Origin of the sequence: Veillonella parvula (assembly GCF_032472435.1) — a bacterium.
Lineage (GTDB): Bacteria > Bacillota > Negativicutes > Veillonellales > Veillonellaceae > Veillonella > Veillonella parvula_N.
Map to the genome: position 1 here is coordinate 46,648 of NZ_JAWEGM010000001.1, position 15,716 is coordinate 62,363.

General features: G+C 38.9%; 17 protein-coding genes. All 17 read left to right on the forward strand.

Annotated elements, in window-relative coordinates; translation table 11 throughout:
- Window positions 1-12: 12 nt before the first annotated feature.
- Window positions 13-1,320 (forward strand): bifunctional folylpolyglutamate synthase/dihydrofolate synthase, encoded by a 1,308-nt coding sequence (locus E7A03_RS00200; RefSeq protein ID WP_101928843.1) that lies wholly within the window; start codon window positions 13-15, stop codon window positions 1,318-1,320.
- A gap of 9 nt (window positions 1,321-1,329) precedes the next feature.
- Window positions 1,330-2,568, forward strand: coding sequence for an O-antigen ligase family protein (locus E7A03_RS00205; RefSeq protein WP_101928844.1), 1,239 nt, complete (start codon window positions 1,330-1,332; stop codon window positions 2,566-2,568).
- A 521-nt stretch (window positions 2,569-3,089) separates the two neighbouring features.
- On the forward strand, window positions 3,090-4,595 hold the full coding sequence (locus tag E7A03_RS00210; protein ID WP_101928845.1) for an acetyl-CoA hydrolase/transferase family protein: 1,506 nt from the start codon (window positions 3,090-3,092) through the stop codon (window positions 4,593-4,595).
- 28 nt (window positions 4,596-4,623) lie between these two features.
- A complete protein-coding gene (locus E7A03_RS00215; RefSeq protein ID WP_024062000.1) occupies window positions 4,624-6,270 on the forward strand; it encodes an acyl-CoA mutase large subunit family protein in 1,647 nt (548 codons plus the stop codon).
- Window positions 6,271-6,298: 28 nt separating this feature from the next.
- The gene (locus E7A03_RS00220) at window positions 6,299-6,694 is read left to right on the forward strand and encodes a cobalamin B12-binding domain-containing protein (protein WP_004696492.1); all 396 of its coding nucleotides are present in this window, start codon (window positions 6,299-6,301) and stop codon (window positions 6,692-6,694) included.
- A 78-nt stretch (window positions 6,695-6,772) separates the two neighbouring features.
- On the forward strand, window positions 6,773-7,711 hold the full coding sequence (gene meaB / locus E7A03_RS00225; protein WP_024061999.1) for a methylmalonyl Co-A mutase-associated GTPase MeaB: 939 nt from the start codon (window positions 6,773-6,775) through the stop codon (window positions 7,709-7,711).
- A 52-nt stretch (window positions 7,712-7,763) separates the two neighbouring features.
- Window positions 7,764-8,186, forward strand: coding sequence for a methylmalonyl-CoA epimerase (gene mce, locus E7A03_RS00230; RefSeq protein WP_004696488.1), 423 nt, complete (start codon window positions 7,764-7,766; stop codon window positions 8,184-8,186).
- A 150-nt stretch (window positions 8,187-8,336) separates the two neighbouring features.
- Window positions 8,337-9,866 carry a methylmalonyl-CoA decarboxylase subunit alpha gene (mmdA, locus tag E7A03_RS00235; protein WP_004696486.1) on the forward strand — a complete coding sequence of 510 codons (1,530 nt, stop codon included), beginning with the start codon at window positions 8,337-8,339 and terminating at the stop codon, window positions 9,864-9,866.
- A 73-nt stretch (window positions 9,867-9,939) separates the two neighbouring features.
- Window positions 9,940-10,287 (forward strand): methylmalonyl-CoA decarboxylase subunit delta, encoded by a 348-nt coding sequence (gene mmdD, locus E7A03_RS00240; protein ID WP_024061998.1) that lies wholly within the window; start codon window positions 9,940-9,942, stop codon window positions 10,285-10,287.
- A gap of 23 nt (window positions 10,288-10,310) precedes the next feature.
- Window positions 10,311-10,478 carry a methylmalonyl-CoA decarboxylase subunit epsilon gene (mmdE, locus tag E7A03_RS00245; protein ID WP_004696483.1) on the forward strand — a complete coding sequence of 56 codons (168 nt, stop codon included), beginning with the start codon at window positions 10,311-10,313 and terminating at the stop codon, window positions 10,476-10,478.
- Window positions 10,479-10,579: 101 nt separating this feature from the next.
- Window positions 10,580-10,963: a methylmalonyl-CoA decarboxylase subunit gamma gene (mmdC, locus tag E7A03_RS00250; protein WP_008601436.1), complete on the forward strand. Its 384-nt coding sequence runs from the start codon at window positions 10,580-10,582 to the stop codon at window positions 10,961-10,963.
- 70 nt (window positions 10,964-11,033) lie between these two features.
- Complete coding sequence (mmdB, locus tag E7A03_RS00255; protein WP_008601435.1) at window positions 11,034-12,155, forward strand: methylmalonyl-CoA decarboxylase subunit beta; 1,122 nt, start codon at window positions 11,034-11,036, stop codon at window positions 12,153-12,155.
- A 193-nt stretch (window positions 12,156-12,348) separates the two neighbouring features.
- Window positions 12,349-12,606, forward strand: a complete 258-nt coding sequence (locus E7A03_RS00260; protein ID WP_004696478.1) for a hypothetical protein — start codon at window positions 12,349-12,351, stop codon at window positions 12,604-12,606.
- Window positions 12,607-12,644: 38 nt separating this feature from the next.
- The gene (locus E7A03_RS00265) at window positions 12,645-13,946 is read left to right on the forward strand and encodes an SLC13 family permease (protein WP_004696476.1); all 1,302 of its coding nucleotides are present in this window, start codon (window positions 12,645-12,647) and stop codon (window positions 13,944-13,946) included.
- A 240-nt stretch (window positions 13,947-14,186) separates the two neighbouring features.
- Window positions 14,187-14,450, forward strand: coding sequence for a SemiSWEET family transporter (locus tag E7A03_RS00270; RefSeq protein WP_004696474.1), 264 nt, complete (start codon window positions 14,187-14,189; stop codon window positions 14,448-14,450).
- 491 nt (window positions 14,451-14,941) lie between these two features.
- The gene (locus tag E7A03_RS00275; protein WP_004696472.1) at window positions 14,942-15,106 is read left to right on the forward strand and encodes a DUF362 domain-containing protein; all 165 of its coding nucleotides are present in this window, start codon (window positions 14,942-14,944) and stop codon (window positions 15,104-15,106) included.
- A 108-nt stretch (window positions 15,107-15,214) separates the two neighbouring features.
- Window positions 15,215-15,655, forward strand: a complete 441-nt coding sequence (gene lspA / locus E7A03_RS00280) for a signal peptidase II (protein ID WP_004696470.1) — start codon at window positions 15,215-15,217, stop codon at window positions 15,653-15,655.
- Window positions 15,656-15,716 lie beyond the last annotated feature (61 nt).

Genomic DNA, 15,716 nt, shown 5'->3' on the forward strand with positions numbered 1-15,716 from the left:
TAGGAGGTTTATATGACATATCAGGAGGCCTTAGCCTATTTGGAGCAGGCATCTTCATTTGGTATTAAACCTGGCCTTGAACGAATTACGGCTCTTATGGATGTGTTAGGGAATCCACAAGAAGATTATAAAATTGTTCATGTTACAGGTACAAATGGTAAGGGCTCGGTTACCTCATATATTTCCTACGCACTGTTTACAAGTGGATTACGGGTGGGGCGATTTACATCGCCTCACCTTCAATCCTATACGGAGCGTATTCAAATTAATGATGGAAATATAACAGAGGAAGCCTTTGGGACATTAATTAGTCGCGTAAAGGTTGCCGTAGATACTATTATTAACAATGGAATAGAAGCGCCAACACAATTTGAAATATTAACAGCTGCCGCATTTTTATTCTTTAAGGAGCAAGGTGTAGACTATGCCGTAGTAGAAGTTGGTTTAGGGGGCTTACTAGATTCTACTAATATCGTGACTCCAAAAGTATCTGTTATTACTAATGTAACAATAGATCATCAAGCATATTGTGGTGATACTGTCGAGGAAATTGCACGCCATAAAGCGGGGATTATTAAACCTAAGGTGCCTGTAGTGACAGCTGCACAAGATACACCTCTTAATATCATTGAGGACGTAGCTAAAAAACGACATGCCAAGCTTTATGTTTTTAATAAAGATTTTGGTATTGATAGCCGCAGCGCTGTAATGGGTGGTCAAATGATTACGGTTAGTTCTAACAATGCTGCACCTGCTATGTTGTTTACGACGATGGCTGGCATTCATCAATCTGTAAACCTCGCTTGTGCATTGATGGCCGTACGCCTGTTGATGAAAGAGGATACGAACATCAGTGAAGAAACAATGCGTGAAGGATTTGCCCGCACTACGTGGGCGGGGCGCTTTGAAGTTAAACGAGGCTTAGATCGTACCTTTATATTTGACGGTGCTCACAATGCGGCAGGGGCTGAGTCTTTTGCCATGACGTACAATGAACTATTTAAGGACACACCGAAAACGGTGGTAATGGCTATCCTTAAAGATAAAGACCAAGAGGCTATTATTCGTGAAGTGGTTAAATCTGGCGACACAGTCCTCGTTGTACCTGCACCAACAGATAGAACAGAGGTACCTGAGAGCTTGGTTGAAGTGATTCGCCGTACTGTGCCTAAGGTGACGGCTCAAACTGCAGAATCTGTTGAGGCTGCGTTAGCCTTAGCATACAAACATACAAAGAATGGTGATATCATTGCTGTATGTGGTTCTTTATATATTCTAGGGGATGCTCGTCAGTGGTTTTTCCATGAGATGAGTCATTGAGGTGAGATTATGGAGCTCTCACTCATTCCTAATCAGAAACGAATTACTTTTTATATTGAACGATTAATCTATGGTGTTGTCATTGCGATGCCACTTCAGCCAATGGTGGGAGATGTACTTCTCTGGTTGGCCATAGGTCTAGCATTATATGATTTAATTTCTAGTAAATCATTGAGTCTGCCGACCGGTTATCTATCTTGGACTGTTATGATCTTTGTTATCTGGACAGGTATATCGTCGTTAATGTCACCAAACTGGGATTGGTCTATTCAGAGTTGGTTCTACCAAATTGTGGCGGGTGGGGGCATGTACTATTTAGTTCGTACCTATATTCGAACACCTAAACAGTGGAACTATTTTCTTCGTGCCTTTTTAGGTACAGCCCTTCTTGTATGCATAATCGGGGCCTATCAGTATATATTTGTTCCTAATATACATATAAAAGAATGGGTTGATGCAGCACAATTTCCTAAATTGATGCGTCGAATGGCGTCTACATTGCAAAATCCTAACTTGTTAGGGGCTTATCTATTGATGGTATTAAGTGTATGTATTAGCTATATTCTTGTTTATATGAAAGAGAATCGTACTCGTGAAGTTGTTACAATGCTGATTATTGGTATTGTATTATTTTTAACGATGTTATTAACCTATTCGCGTGGTATTTGGATTAGTTTTGCGGCCATGATTCTGTATTGGGCTATTTTCGTAGAACGAAGACTATTCTTATCTTTGTTAGTGGTACCGCTAATTCTATACTTCTATGAAGGGGAAGTTGCTTCGCGACTTTGGTCTATATTCCAAGGTCATGATACGTCATCAGATCTTCGCTGGGCTCTATGGGACAGCACAATGTATATCGTACGAGAAAATCCAATCTTTGGTATAGGGTGGAATACATTCTACTTAGTTTATCCAGAGTATAACTATTACATTCAAGGTCCTAATGTGTTGATGTATCATGCCCATAATTTATATTTAAATATATTGGCTGAAACAGGTATTCCTGGCTTGCTATCATTCCTAGCAGTTATCGTCGGTCATGTTATTACATCTGTTCGTTTGAAAGGGGATATGTTCCGACAAGCTGCACAGATAGGTATAGGTGCTTTAGCTATCGGAGTCCTTTTTAGTGGATTGTCTGATTTTGAGCTCTATAGCCATCAAGTTACTATTGTTTTTTGGCAACTCCTTGGTTGGGTTGGGGCCTTTGTGAAAGTACAACTTTCCACAAAGAAACATATGTAAAAGGTACATTTTGTATAATCAGTAAGTTTTATGGTAGAGATATAATTTCATAGTATGGTATAATTTATATATACCTTAGCAGGGTAAGCTTAAGTATATTTAACCGGTTTTCTAATGTTAGGATAATTGAACATTATTGCTTGCATTTGAAAACCGGTTTTTTGTATATCTATATTTTTATAGGAGGTGTAGCAGTCAGTTTTGTATATATTATTTTTTTTATATTGATAAGGCTCTATATGTTGTATTGAGATAGTTCGATATGCATAAAAAACAACAATATATACTATTAAAATGATAATTCCTGTGAGTTATATCGGTGTGAATAAAACTTATGTGAAAATGTAAAAACCTATGCGTTTTAGTCATAATGCACAGCCGAAGTGTGATAAAAAATACATTTTAGTCATATAAGTTGACAATACATTGGATGTGGACTACGATGAAGTCGGTTTAAGGAACGTATTAGACCAAAGAGATTCAATTGTCGTTTAACAATGTTACTCTTAAAGGAGATGGTTATGGTGATAGACATCAAAGACCGCGTAAAAAATGTGGACCTGCAAGGTAAAATTGTCACTGCTTATGATGCAGCTCAGTTGATTAACCCTAATGATAAAGTTGGTATTTCCGGCTTTACACCATCGGGTTATGCAAAAGTTGTGCCATTGGCATTGGCAGAAAGAATGGAAAAAGAACCATTCAAAATCGATTTGTGGACAGGTGCTTCTGTAGGTGATGAAGCTGATGGTGCGTTAACTCGTGCTAATGGTATTAATCGCCGTTTTCCATATCAAACCAATAAAGATATGAGAAAGGCTTTAAATGGTGGAGATGTTAAATACATCGATATGCATTTAAGCACAATGGCACAAAATATTCGTTATGGATTTTTCGGAGATTTAGATGTAGCAATTATTGAAGTATGTCAAATCAACGAAGATGGTTCTTTAGTACCGACTACCTCTGTTGGCAATTCTCCAACATTTGTTAGTCAAGCTAAAAAGGTTATCGTAGAGGTAAATGTATCTCAACCATTATCCTTAGTTGGTATGCATGATATCTATGAACCGTTGGATCCGCCACATCGTAAACCAATTCCGTTGGAACAGGCCGGCGATCGCATCGGTACAGAAGCAATACCTTGTGATCCTAGCAAAATTATTGCTGTGGTTCCAAGTGATGTACCTGATACAACAAGACCTTTAGCTGCTATTGATGATGATGCAAAGGCAATGAGTCAACATCTTATCAAATTCTTTGAACAAGAAATTGCAGAAGGTCGTTTGCCTAAAAACTTGCTTCCGTTGCAATCCGGCGTAGGTTCTGTAGCAAATGCGGTAATCAGTGGCTTGGCTCAAGGGCCTTTCACAGATTTATCTATTTATACAGAAGTAATTCAAGACGGTATGTTTGACTTGATCGATGCTGGTAAAGTAACTGTATGTTCCGGTACTGCATTGAGTCCTTCTCCAGATGGATTGAAACGTTTCTATGCGAATATTGATGAATATCGTAAAAAAATTATTCTTCGTCCGCAAGAAATTTCCAATAACCCTGGTATTGCTCGTCGTATTGGTGTCATTGCCATGAATACTGCTATCGAATTTGATATTTTTGGCAATGTAAACTCTACTCATATTATGGGTAGCAAAATGATGAATGGTGTTGGTGGTTCTGGTGACTTTGCACGTAGTGCATATCTCACTATCTTCTGTACCAACTCCGTTGCTAAAAATGGCGACATCAGTTCTATCGTTCCATATGTATCCCATGTGGATCATCCAGAACATGACACTATGATTTTCTGTACAGAACAAGGTGTTGCTGACTGTCGTGGTTTGAGCCCAGTGGAAAGAGCTCGTTTGATTATTGAAAAATGTGCTCACCCAGACTACAAACCTATGTTAACTGAATACCTAGAAAAAGCATTAGCTGCAACAAAGGATGCCCATACACCAATGTTGCTTGATGAAGCTCTTTCTTGGCATAAACGCTTCACAGAAACTGGAAGCATGAAAAAATAACCTGTTTTTTTAGGAGGATGATGAAAACATGGCTTACGAAAACTTAAAAGCCCAAATTGCTGAGTACAACAAACTTTGTGACGAAAAATGCGCAAAAACTCCAGAACGTCAAAACTTAAAATACAACCGTGTGTATACACCAGTTGATATTGAAGGCTTTGATTATGAACGCGATTTGGGAATGCCTGGCGAATTCCCTTATACTCGTGGCGTACAACCTACTATGTACCGTGGCCGTTTCTGGACAATGCGTATGTATGCAGGCTTCGCTACAGCTGAAGAATCTAACAAACGTTACCGCTACCTAATCGAATCTGGTGCAACAGGTCTTTCCTGTGCATTTGACTTGCCTACACAAATCGGTTATGACTCTGATGATGTTATGGCTGAAGGCGAAGTTGGTAAAGTAGGCGTTGCTATTGACTCCTTGGCAGATATGGAAATCTTGTTCGAGGGCATCGACCTTGGTAAAGTATCCACATCCATGACAATTAACGCTCCGGCGTCTGTTTTGTTGGCAATGTATATTGCAGTAGCTGAAAAACAAGGCGTACCTTCCACTGAATTGAAAGGTACAATTCAAAATGATATTTTGAAAGAATATGCAGCTCGTGGTACTTACATTTTCCCTCCAAAACCATCCATGCGTTTGATCACTAATATCTTCGAATATTGTTCTCAATACGTTCCTAAATGGAATACTATTTCCATCTCCGGTTACCACATCCGTGAAGCAGGTTCCACGGCAGTGCAAGAAATCGCATTTACAATTGCTAATGGTATCGCATACGTAGAAGCAGCTTTGAAAGCTGGTCTTGATGTTGATACATTCGCTGGTCGTCTTTCCTTCTTCTGGAATGCTCATAATAACGTACTTGAAGAAGTTGCTAAATTCCGCGCATCTCGTCGCTTGTGGGCAACAATCATGAAAGAACGTTTTGGTGCTAAAAAACCAAAATCCATGATGCTTCGTGTACATACTCAAACAGCTGGTTCCATGTTGACTGCACAACAAGTTGATAACAACATCGTTCGTGTTGCTCTTCAAACTGCAGCTGCTGTAATGGGCGGTACTCAATCCTTACATACAAACTCCCGTGACGAAGCTTTGGCTCTTCCTACAGAAGCATCTGTACAAGTAGCCCTTCGTACTCAACAAATCGTGGCTTACGAATCTGGTTTGGCTGACGTAGTTGACCCATTGGGCGGCTCCTACTATGTTGAAGCTATGACTAACGCTATCTATGACGAAGCTATGGCATACATCAAGAAAATTGATGAAATGGGCGGCGCTGTAGTAGCAATCGAAAAAGGCTACATCCAAAAAGAAATTCAAGAATCCGCTTACAAATGGCAAATGGAAGTTGAATCTGGCTTGCGCACAATCGTTGGCGTAAACAAATTCCAAGTTGAAGAAGAAGCTCCAAAAGACTTGCTTCGCGTAGACGCTTCCGTAGGTGTTAACCAATCTAAGAAAACTCAAGCAGTTCGTGCTAACCGCGATCAAGCCGCAGTTGATAAAGCCTTAGCTGATTTGAAAGCTGGTGCAGCTGACGAATCTGTTAACTTGATGCCATTAATTCTTGCAGCAGTTAAAACATATGCTACTTTGGGTGAAATTTGTAATGTATTGCGCGAAGTATTCGGTGAATACGAAGCTCATTCCACATTATAATATCGGCTGATTTCGGAGGTAATATATCATGGCAGAAAAACGTATTAGAGTAATTGTAGCAAAACCAGGTCTTGATGGTCATGACCGTGGTGCAAAAGTAGTAGCACGCGCACTTCGCGATGCTGGTTTCGAAGTAATCTACACTGGTCTTCGTCAAACACCAGAACAAATCGTTGAAGCAGCGCTTTCTGAAGACGTTAATGTAGTTGCATTATCTCTTCTTTCCGGTGCTCACAATACATTGTTCCCTAAAATTGTTGAACTTTTGAAAGAAAAAGGCATGGGGGATGTTCTTGTAATCGGTGGTGGCGTTATTCCTGACGCTGATATCCCTGGCTTGAAAAAAGCTGGCGTAGCGGCAGTATTCACACCTGGCACACCAACTAGCGATATCGTTAACTTTATTAAAGAAAACGTAAAATAATTGCTTGGGCAAAGAGGGGTGCAACTCGAATAGTTGGCTCCCCTCTATTCCCATATTCGAAGATAGGTGGTGAGGCGAATGGATTTAGTTAAAGGCCTTTTTGAAGGTTCTAGACTAGCCTTAGCACGGTCCATAACAGCTGTAGAAAACGAGTATGATAATGCCATCGATATTATGAAGGCAATTTACCCTAAAACGGGGAACGCACGTATTCTCGGTATTACAGGGGCCCCTGGTGCTGGTAAAAGTACTTTGACCGATAAGGTAGTTAAACATTATTTAGATCAAGGTAAAAAAATCGGCATCGTTGCCATCGACCCAACTAGCCCATTCTCTGGAGGTGCTATCTTGGGGGACCGTATTCGAATGAATGATTTAACATTAAATGAAAATGTATTCATTCGAAGCATGGGCACGCGTGGTAGTCTTGGTGGATTATCTAAAAAGACTGCAGACGTTGTAAAACTCATGGATGCCTTTGGCATGGATTTAGTAATTATTGAAACTGTAGGCGTAGGTCAATCTGAAGTAGATATTGTAAAAAATGCTGATACTACATTGGTTGTACTAGTTCCTGGTCTCGGTGATGATATCCAAGCTATCAAGGCGGGTATTCTTGAAATTGGCGATGTATTTGCTATCAACAAAGCGGATCGGGACGGTTGCGATCGTTTGAATGTTGAAATCGAGATGATGCTTGATCTCGATTCTCGCGAAGTCAAATGGAGACCTCCGATTAAGCGTACTGTTGCCAGCAAAGATCAAGGTGTAGATGAACTCATCGAAGCCTTGGATGAACATTTTGAGTATCTTGAAGACTCTGGTGAGTTGGATGCTCGCCGGGCAGAACGTACGCGTGATGAAATCATCGCAATGATTAATGAGCAAATTGGTCGTTATGTGGCGGAAAAAATAGTCACTAGCGATGAATTTAATAGCCAAGTGGCAGCTGTAAATGAACGCATGAGCGATCCATATACAGTTGTTAACGGCGTTATGTCAAATGTGCTAAAGTAGACGGCGACTACATAGCATGAGAGATTTAGCCTTATAAAAGGAGATAATCAAAATGGCTTTTAAAGTATTACAAGTGGACCACATCGGTATTGGTGTTAATGATTTAGCAGCAACTAAAGAATTCTATAAAAATGCATTAGGCATTGAACATCTTCCTGAAGACGAAATCGTAGAAGAACAAAAGGTAAAAGTATCCTTCTTCCCTTGTGGTGATGCTGAACTTGAATTCTTAGAAACTACAACTCCAGATGGCCCTATCGGTAAATTTATCGAAAAAAATGGCGGTCGTGATGGCATCCAACACGTTGCATTGCGCGTTGATAATATTGAAAATGCTATTGCTGATTTGATGGCTAAAGGCGTTCGTATGATTGACGAAAAACCTCGTTATGGTGCAGGCGGCTCCTCAATTGCTTTCTTACATCCAAAAGCAACTGGCGGTGTTTTGCTTGAATTATGTCAACGTATGAAATAATACAGTATCCAATTCACATCATTATATATGAGTTGTAGATATACATATACATATAATCCTACGTTATATATTAAATATGTATGCTTCTTGAACTTTATTCATTTATGAAATAAAATGATACTGTAACAAGTTTTATTTGGAGGTGCTATAATGGCAACAGTGCAGGAAAAAATCGAGTTATTGCACGAAAAACTAGCTAAAGTTAAAGCTGGTGGCGGTGAAAAACGCGTTGAGAAACAACATGCTCAAGGTAAAATGACTGCTCGCGAACGCTTGGCTAAATTGTTCGATGATAATTCCTTCGTTGAACTTGATCAATTCGTTAAACATCGTTGTGTTAACTTCGGTCAAGAAAAGAAAGAATTACCAGGCGAAGGTGTAGTAACAGGTTATGGTACTATCGATGGTCGTTTAGTATATGCATTTGCACAAGATTTCACTGTAGAAGGTGGCTCTCTTGGTGAAATGCATGCTGCTAAAATCGTTAAAGTACAACGTTTAGCAATGAAAATGGGTGCTCCTATTGTTGGTATCAACGATTCTGGCGGTGCTCGTATTCAAGAAGCAGTAGATGCCCTTGCTGGTTACGGTAAAATTTTCTTTGAAAATACAAATGCATCTGGTGTTATTCCACAAATTTCCGTAATCATGGGTCCATGTGCAGGCGGTGCTGTATATTCTCCAGCATTGACTGACTTTATCTACATGGTTAAAAACACTTCTCAAATGTTCATCACTGGTCCTGCAGTAATCAAATCTGTAACTGGTGAAGAAGTAACAGCTGAAGATCTTGGTGGTGCAATGGCGCACAACTCCGTGTCTGGCGTTGCTCACTTTGCAGCTGAAAATGAAGATGATTGTATCGCTCAAATTCGTTACTTATTAGGCTTCTTGCCATCCAATAATATGGAAGATGCTCCATTGGTAGATACTGGTGACGATCCAACTCGTGAAGATGAAAGCTTGAATAGCTTGTTGCCAGATAACAGTAACATGCCTTACGACATGAAAGATGTTATCGCAGCTACTGTAGATAATGGCGAATACTATGAAGTACAACCATTCTATGCTACAAATATCATTACTTGTTTCGCTCGTTTTGATGGTCAATCCGTTGGTATCATCGCTAACCAACCAAAGGTAATGGCTGGTTGCTTGGACATTAACGCTTCTGACAAATCTTCCCGTTTCATCCGTTTCTGTGATGCTTTCAATATTCCAATCGTTAACTTCGTTGACGTTCCTGGTTTCTTGCCTGGCACAAATCAAGAATGGGGCGGTATCATTCGTCATGGTGCTAAGATGTTGTATGCTTACTCTGAAGCTACAGTACCAAAAATTACTGTTATCACTCGTAAAGCATATGGCGGTTCCTACCTCGCTATGTGTTCCCAAGATTTAGGCGCAGACCAAGTATATGCTTGGCCTACATCCGAAATCGCTGTAATGGGTCCTGCTGGTGCAGCTAATATTATCTTCAAGAAAGACGAAGATAAAGATGCTAAAACAGCTAAATATGTAGAAGAGTTTGCGACTCCTTATAAAGCTGCAGAACGTGGCTTCGTAGATGTTGTAATCGAACCTAAACAAACTCGTCCAGCAGTTATCAACGCTTTGGCAATGCTTGCAAGTAAACGCGAAAACCGTGCTCCAAAGAAACATGGTAATATTCCATTATAATTCGATTCGGTAAACATATCATCGAATTTGGGAGATACCTTTCTTTACTACTTTTTTAGAAAGGGGAATGATTATGGAAGGACAAGCAGTTACTACCAATCCTTGGTTAATCATGGCGATTAATATGACAGTTGTATTTGCTGTATTGATAGCTTTAGGTATTCTTATGGAAATCGTACATTTAATCGATCCTACTAGGAAGAAAAAAGAAGCACCAGCAGCAACTGCTCCTGTTGTTACTCCAACAGCTACTTTTGTAGCTCCAGCAAATGCATCTGCTCAAAATGAGGATGAAGTAGTAGCAGCTATCGTAGGTGCCATTGTGGCGATGGGGTACTCATCTGAACAAATTGCATCTATTCGACCTACAGCAACCAGTGCTAAATGGCGCTTGGAAGGTCGCTTAAGCGGTAGAGGTTAAAATATTTTTAGGAGGCATTTGTAATGAGCAATGCTACAACAACTAACGGTAAAGCTCCATCTCAAGATGTAGTAGCAGTAATCGTTGGTGCATTAGCGGCAATGGGTTATTCCGCTGATCAAATCGCGCATATCCGTCCAATCGTAAGCTACAATTGGAAAATGGAAGGCCGTTTGCGTGGTAATCGATAAGATAATTGGCTATTTTGATAATCCGTGGGATTACTCAATTTATATGTGTAAAAATATTTATAAGTTTTGTGTAGGAACTACACATTTTGGAGGAATTTAAGATGAAAAAATTCAACGTTACAGTAAATGGTACAGCATATGATGTAGAAGTTAATGAAGTAAAAGCAGCGGCTCCTGCAGCAGCTCCTAAAGCAGCTCCAGCAGCAGCTCCAGCTCCTAAAGCAGCTCCTGCACCAGCTCCTGCTGCAGCAGCAGCTCCAGTTCCAGCAGGTGCTGAAACTGTAAAAGCTCCAATGCCTGGTAAAATCTTATCTGTAGCAGTATCTGCTGGTCAAGCAGTTAAAAAAGGCGAAACTTTGTTGATCCTTGAAGCTATGAAAATGCAAAATGAAATCGCAGCTCCACATGATGCTGTAGTTTCCGAAGTTCGCGTATCTGCTAACCAAACTGTATCCACTGGTGACGACATGGTTGTTCTTGGCTAATACCAAGTGTTGTATGACGTGGCTGCGCCACGTCATCTAACAATTTTATATTTGTGAAAGGGGAACGCATATGGAGGCTTTTGCTGTTGCGATTCAATCCGTTATTACAGATAGCGGGTTCCTCGCATTTACAACAGGCAATGCTATTATGATTCTTGTAGGTTTGATCCTATTGTATTTGGCATTTGCTAAAGAGTTTGAACCTTTATTGTTGGGTCCGATTGCGTTTGGTTGTATACTTGCCAATATTCCTCGTAATGGTTTCGAAGAAGGCGTTATGGCACTTATTAGCGCAGGTATCTCCCAAGAAATCTTCCCACCTTTAATTTTCCTAGGTGTAGGTGCAATGACTGACTTTGGTCCACTCATTGCTAATCCTAAAACATTGCTTTTAGGCGCTGCCGCTCAAATCGGCGTATTCGTTGCTTTAGGTGGCGCAATGATGCTTGGCTTCACAGCTCAAGAAGCAGCTGCTATCGGTATCATCGGTGGTGCTGACGGCCCTACATCCATTTACTTAGCTACTAAACTAGCTCCTCATTTATTAGGTGCTATCGCGGTTGCCGCATATTCCTATATGTCCTTGGTACCGTTGATTCAACCGCCTGTAATGAAACTCTTCACTACGCAAAAAGAACGCGAAATTGTTATGGAGCAATTGCGTGAAGTTACACGTTTTGAAAAAATCGTGTTCCCAATTGTTGCAACGATCTTCATTTCCTTATTGCTTCCTTCCATTACATCCCTTTTAGGTATGTTGATGTTAGGTAACTTGTTCCGTGAATCTGGCGTAACTGAACGTTTGTCCGATACTTCTCAAAATGCGTTAATCAATACTGTTACAATCTTCTTGGCAACTGGTACTGGTTTAACAATGAGTGCGGAACATTTCTTAAGCGTACAAACAATTCTTATTATCTGCTTAGGCTTAGTTGCATTTATCGGTGGTACTGCTGGTGGCGTATTATTTGGTAAATTGATGAGCTTAGTAGATGGTGGTAAAACAAATCCACTTATTGGTTCTGCCGGTGTATCCGCGGTTCCAATGGCGGCTCGCGTATCTCAAGTAGTAGGTGCGAAAGCTAACCCAGCTAACTTCTTGCTCATGCATGCTATGGGTCCTAACGTAGCTGGCGTTATTGGTACAGCAGTAGCTGCAGGTACAATGCTTGCTATGTTGTCTAACCACTAATAATTTAATAATTATTCACCCAGGTGTACCTAAATTGGTACACCTATTGGTGAATCAAAAAGCCCTTGGTCATTATGTAATCATACATAAAAGGGAATATTTGCAATAAATGCTTTTCAGATCGGTCATTAGGTGATTAGCAAGATTTCACAGAATAACCTTCTAGTGCTTTAAATATAGTAGAGGTGGTCACTTGTTATCAATTGAATTAAAAATACTGATTTGTTTTGTTTGGGCATTTATTGTTTTTTTTATTACTGCGCTGATTATCGGTGCTGAAGGTAAAGCTAAATGGTTTCAGCAGAGAACTAAATATTCTTGGTTTAACCGCCGAGGTTTTCTTGGTGAAACTTTATTATTTGGGTATCCTAAAACAAGAGAGGGATATGGGATTACTTTTATAATGGCCTCTGCCATTGGTATCGTAGGTTATATTTTATATCTCTTATAATTATGTCAGTGCATTTCTCTGAAGGGAGATGATGATGTATGGGTACTGCAGAACAAACCTTAATCGTCCTTGCAGTTATGGCTGTTTTATTCGTTACGGAAATTATTCCTCTAGCTATTACTTCTTTAGGCGGCGCAATTACATTAGGCCTTATGGGTATTATTACTCCTAAGGTTGTATTCTCTGGTTTATCTGATAGTACAGTTGTGTTGTTTGCAGGCATGTTCGTTGTTGGTGCTGCATTATTCTATACTGGTTTGGCTCAAAAAATTGGGGAAACCGTAGTATCTCATGCAGGGACTAGCGAAAATGGCTTGATGCTTGCGATTATGCTTGTAACAGCTACCATGTCCGCATTTTTATCTAACACTGGTACAACAGCTGCTTTACTTCCTGTAGTTGTTGGTATCTGTGCTGTTGCTAAGATACCTGCATCTCGTCAATTGATGCCTTTAGCATTCGCTGCAGGTATCGGTGGTATCATTACAATGGTAGGTACACCACCTAATATCATTGTAAGTGGTACATTGACTAAATTTGGCATTGAACCATTTGGTTTCTTTGAGTTTGCTTGGATTGGCATTCCTTTGACTATCGCTACTATCGTATTCATGATGCTCATTGGTAAACATTTATTACCTAAACATGAAATTACTGATGCCGGTGATGTAGAACAAGAAGTAGCTGCTGAAGATATTTCTAACGATCCTAAGAAACAATTGTTCTCTGGTCTTATTCTTTTAGGTGTAATCCTTGCCATGATTTTAGGCGAACCATTGAAAGAACACTTTGGTATTAACTTACCGTTGAGCATGGTTGCTGTTATTGGTGCAATGCTTTGCGTATTAACTGGTTGTTTGAATGAAAAACAAGCTTACACATCTATTGATTGGGTAACAATTTTCTTGTTTGCTGGTATGATGCCAGTGGCAACCGCACTTGATCAATCTGGTGCAGGTAAAATGATTGCTGATGCAGTAATTGGTGTTATGGGTTCCGATCCTAGTCCTTACTTTGCAACAGGCGTATTGTTTATTTTGTCTTGTGTTATGACGCAATTTATGTCTAATACTGCATCTTGTGCATTATTGGCTCCTATCGGTATCTCCATTGCTCAAGGTATGGGGGCTGATCCTCATGCTGTATTGATGGCTATCGGCGTTGCCGCATCCTGCGCATTCGGTACACCTGTAGGTACACCTCCAAATACATTAGTACTTGGTCCTGGTCAATACAAATTTACTGACTATGTAAAAGCTGGCGTTCCATTGATTTTAGTTTGCTTCGTAGTAAGCTTAATTATCATTCCAATGGTATGGCCATTCTTCCCTGGTAAATAATAGGGAATAGGTTACTCTACTATACAAGCACACACGAGGTCGAATCGTAAGATTCGGCCTCGTTTTTTATGATTTTAGTCTATATGATTTTAATATAGATTACATATAAGTGTAATCAAAAGCAATATGAATTAAACTAATTTGCATGATTAATTTTACACAATTGACTACATCGAAAAAAATATGATATAGTATATTGTGTAAGATATAATAATGTAATGTTGAATAAGGAGGTCATCTATGACAAAAGAAAGATTTAACATGTTAGTTGGTTCTATTGGTGCATTTATTGGTGTATTTGTATTTTTAGCCTATATCCCACAAATAATTGCTAATCTTCATGGTCAACCTAGTCAACCATGGCAACCATTATTTGCAGCAGTATCCTGTTTGATCTGGGTATTATATGGTTGGACAAAATCACCTAAACGTGATTATATTTTAATCGTACCAAACCTTGCAGGCGTTATTTTAGGTACACTAACATTCTTAACATCTTTCTAAGTGCTATAAGAAAAAAATAGTATTATTGTTATATAGTGAATAATAGTAAAGATATTACTTTACTTTATAAATATAAATGAGGTCGAATCGTATGATTCGGCCTTTTTTAGAGTGAAGTTTATATGTTAGATTAAAATATAGATAAGCGTTAAATCTGTTGTAATAAAAAAATAGTTTTTATGATAATAAATATTGATAATTGAATTCCTAGTATAATAGTACGTATTTTAATTGAAATGATAATTAGTGCATTCTCAATTATTGATTATTAAACTCAATTACATAAATGAAAAGAAATATCAAAATACATATAAATATAGGCTTTTTATGATAAAAAGGAACAATTATTATGCAAAATATTATATAATTTTTTATCATTTTCGTTTGACTTTCAATTTGAACTGTGTGATAATGAGAACATAAGTTGAGGCAAGTGCCTTTCTAAATGATAATAAAAAGTTTTGATCTATATTTTGATGGAGGTCCTAATTATGAGAGTTATTGCTGATGGTTGCATTAAATGTGGTTCTTGCGCATCTGTTTGCCCAGTTTCCTGCATTACTGAAGGCGAAACTAAATACGAAATTGGCGATGCTTGCATCGATTGCGGTTCTTGCGAATCCGTTTGCCCAGTTTCTGTAATTTCCGCTGAGTAATCACAAATAAAACACGCCCCTCATTGAGGGGCTTTTTATTTTGCCTAAATTTGCGTAACTTAGTATAATAGGACTATTAAGACTTATATTATAGTAAGGGAGTTAATCTTGTTTTATACAGTACTTATCATTTGGTTATTATTGGACCAATTAACTAAATATTATGTAATGAATCATTTTTTGTTAGGTGAATCTTTACCTGTTATTCCTAATGTATTTCATCTTACCTATATTATTAATCGCGGTGCAGCCTTTGGCATGTTAGCGAATCAACGATGGTTTTTCTTACTAGTAGCTTTTGTTCTATTAGCTGTTTGTGCTTTTTATTGGAAGCGATTAGCTAAGGGCCATTGGACTTTGCAAATCGGATCCGCCTTATTAGTCGCAGGTGCAATTGGTAATGGCATTGACCGATACATGATTCATGGGGTAGTGGACTTTTTTGATTTTCGTGTATGGCCTATTTTTAATGTGGCAGATATTGGTATTTGTATAGGTGTAGCTTTTGTTGTATTTTATTTGTTTTCATTGAAAGAGGACCATGAATAGCTTTCATTATTAGGGCTCTTTATAAATCATTGACTTGATTCGTCAATAAATATATATCTTA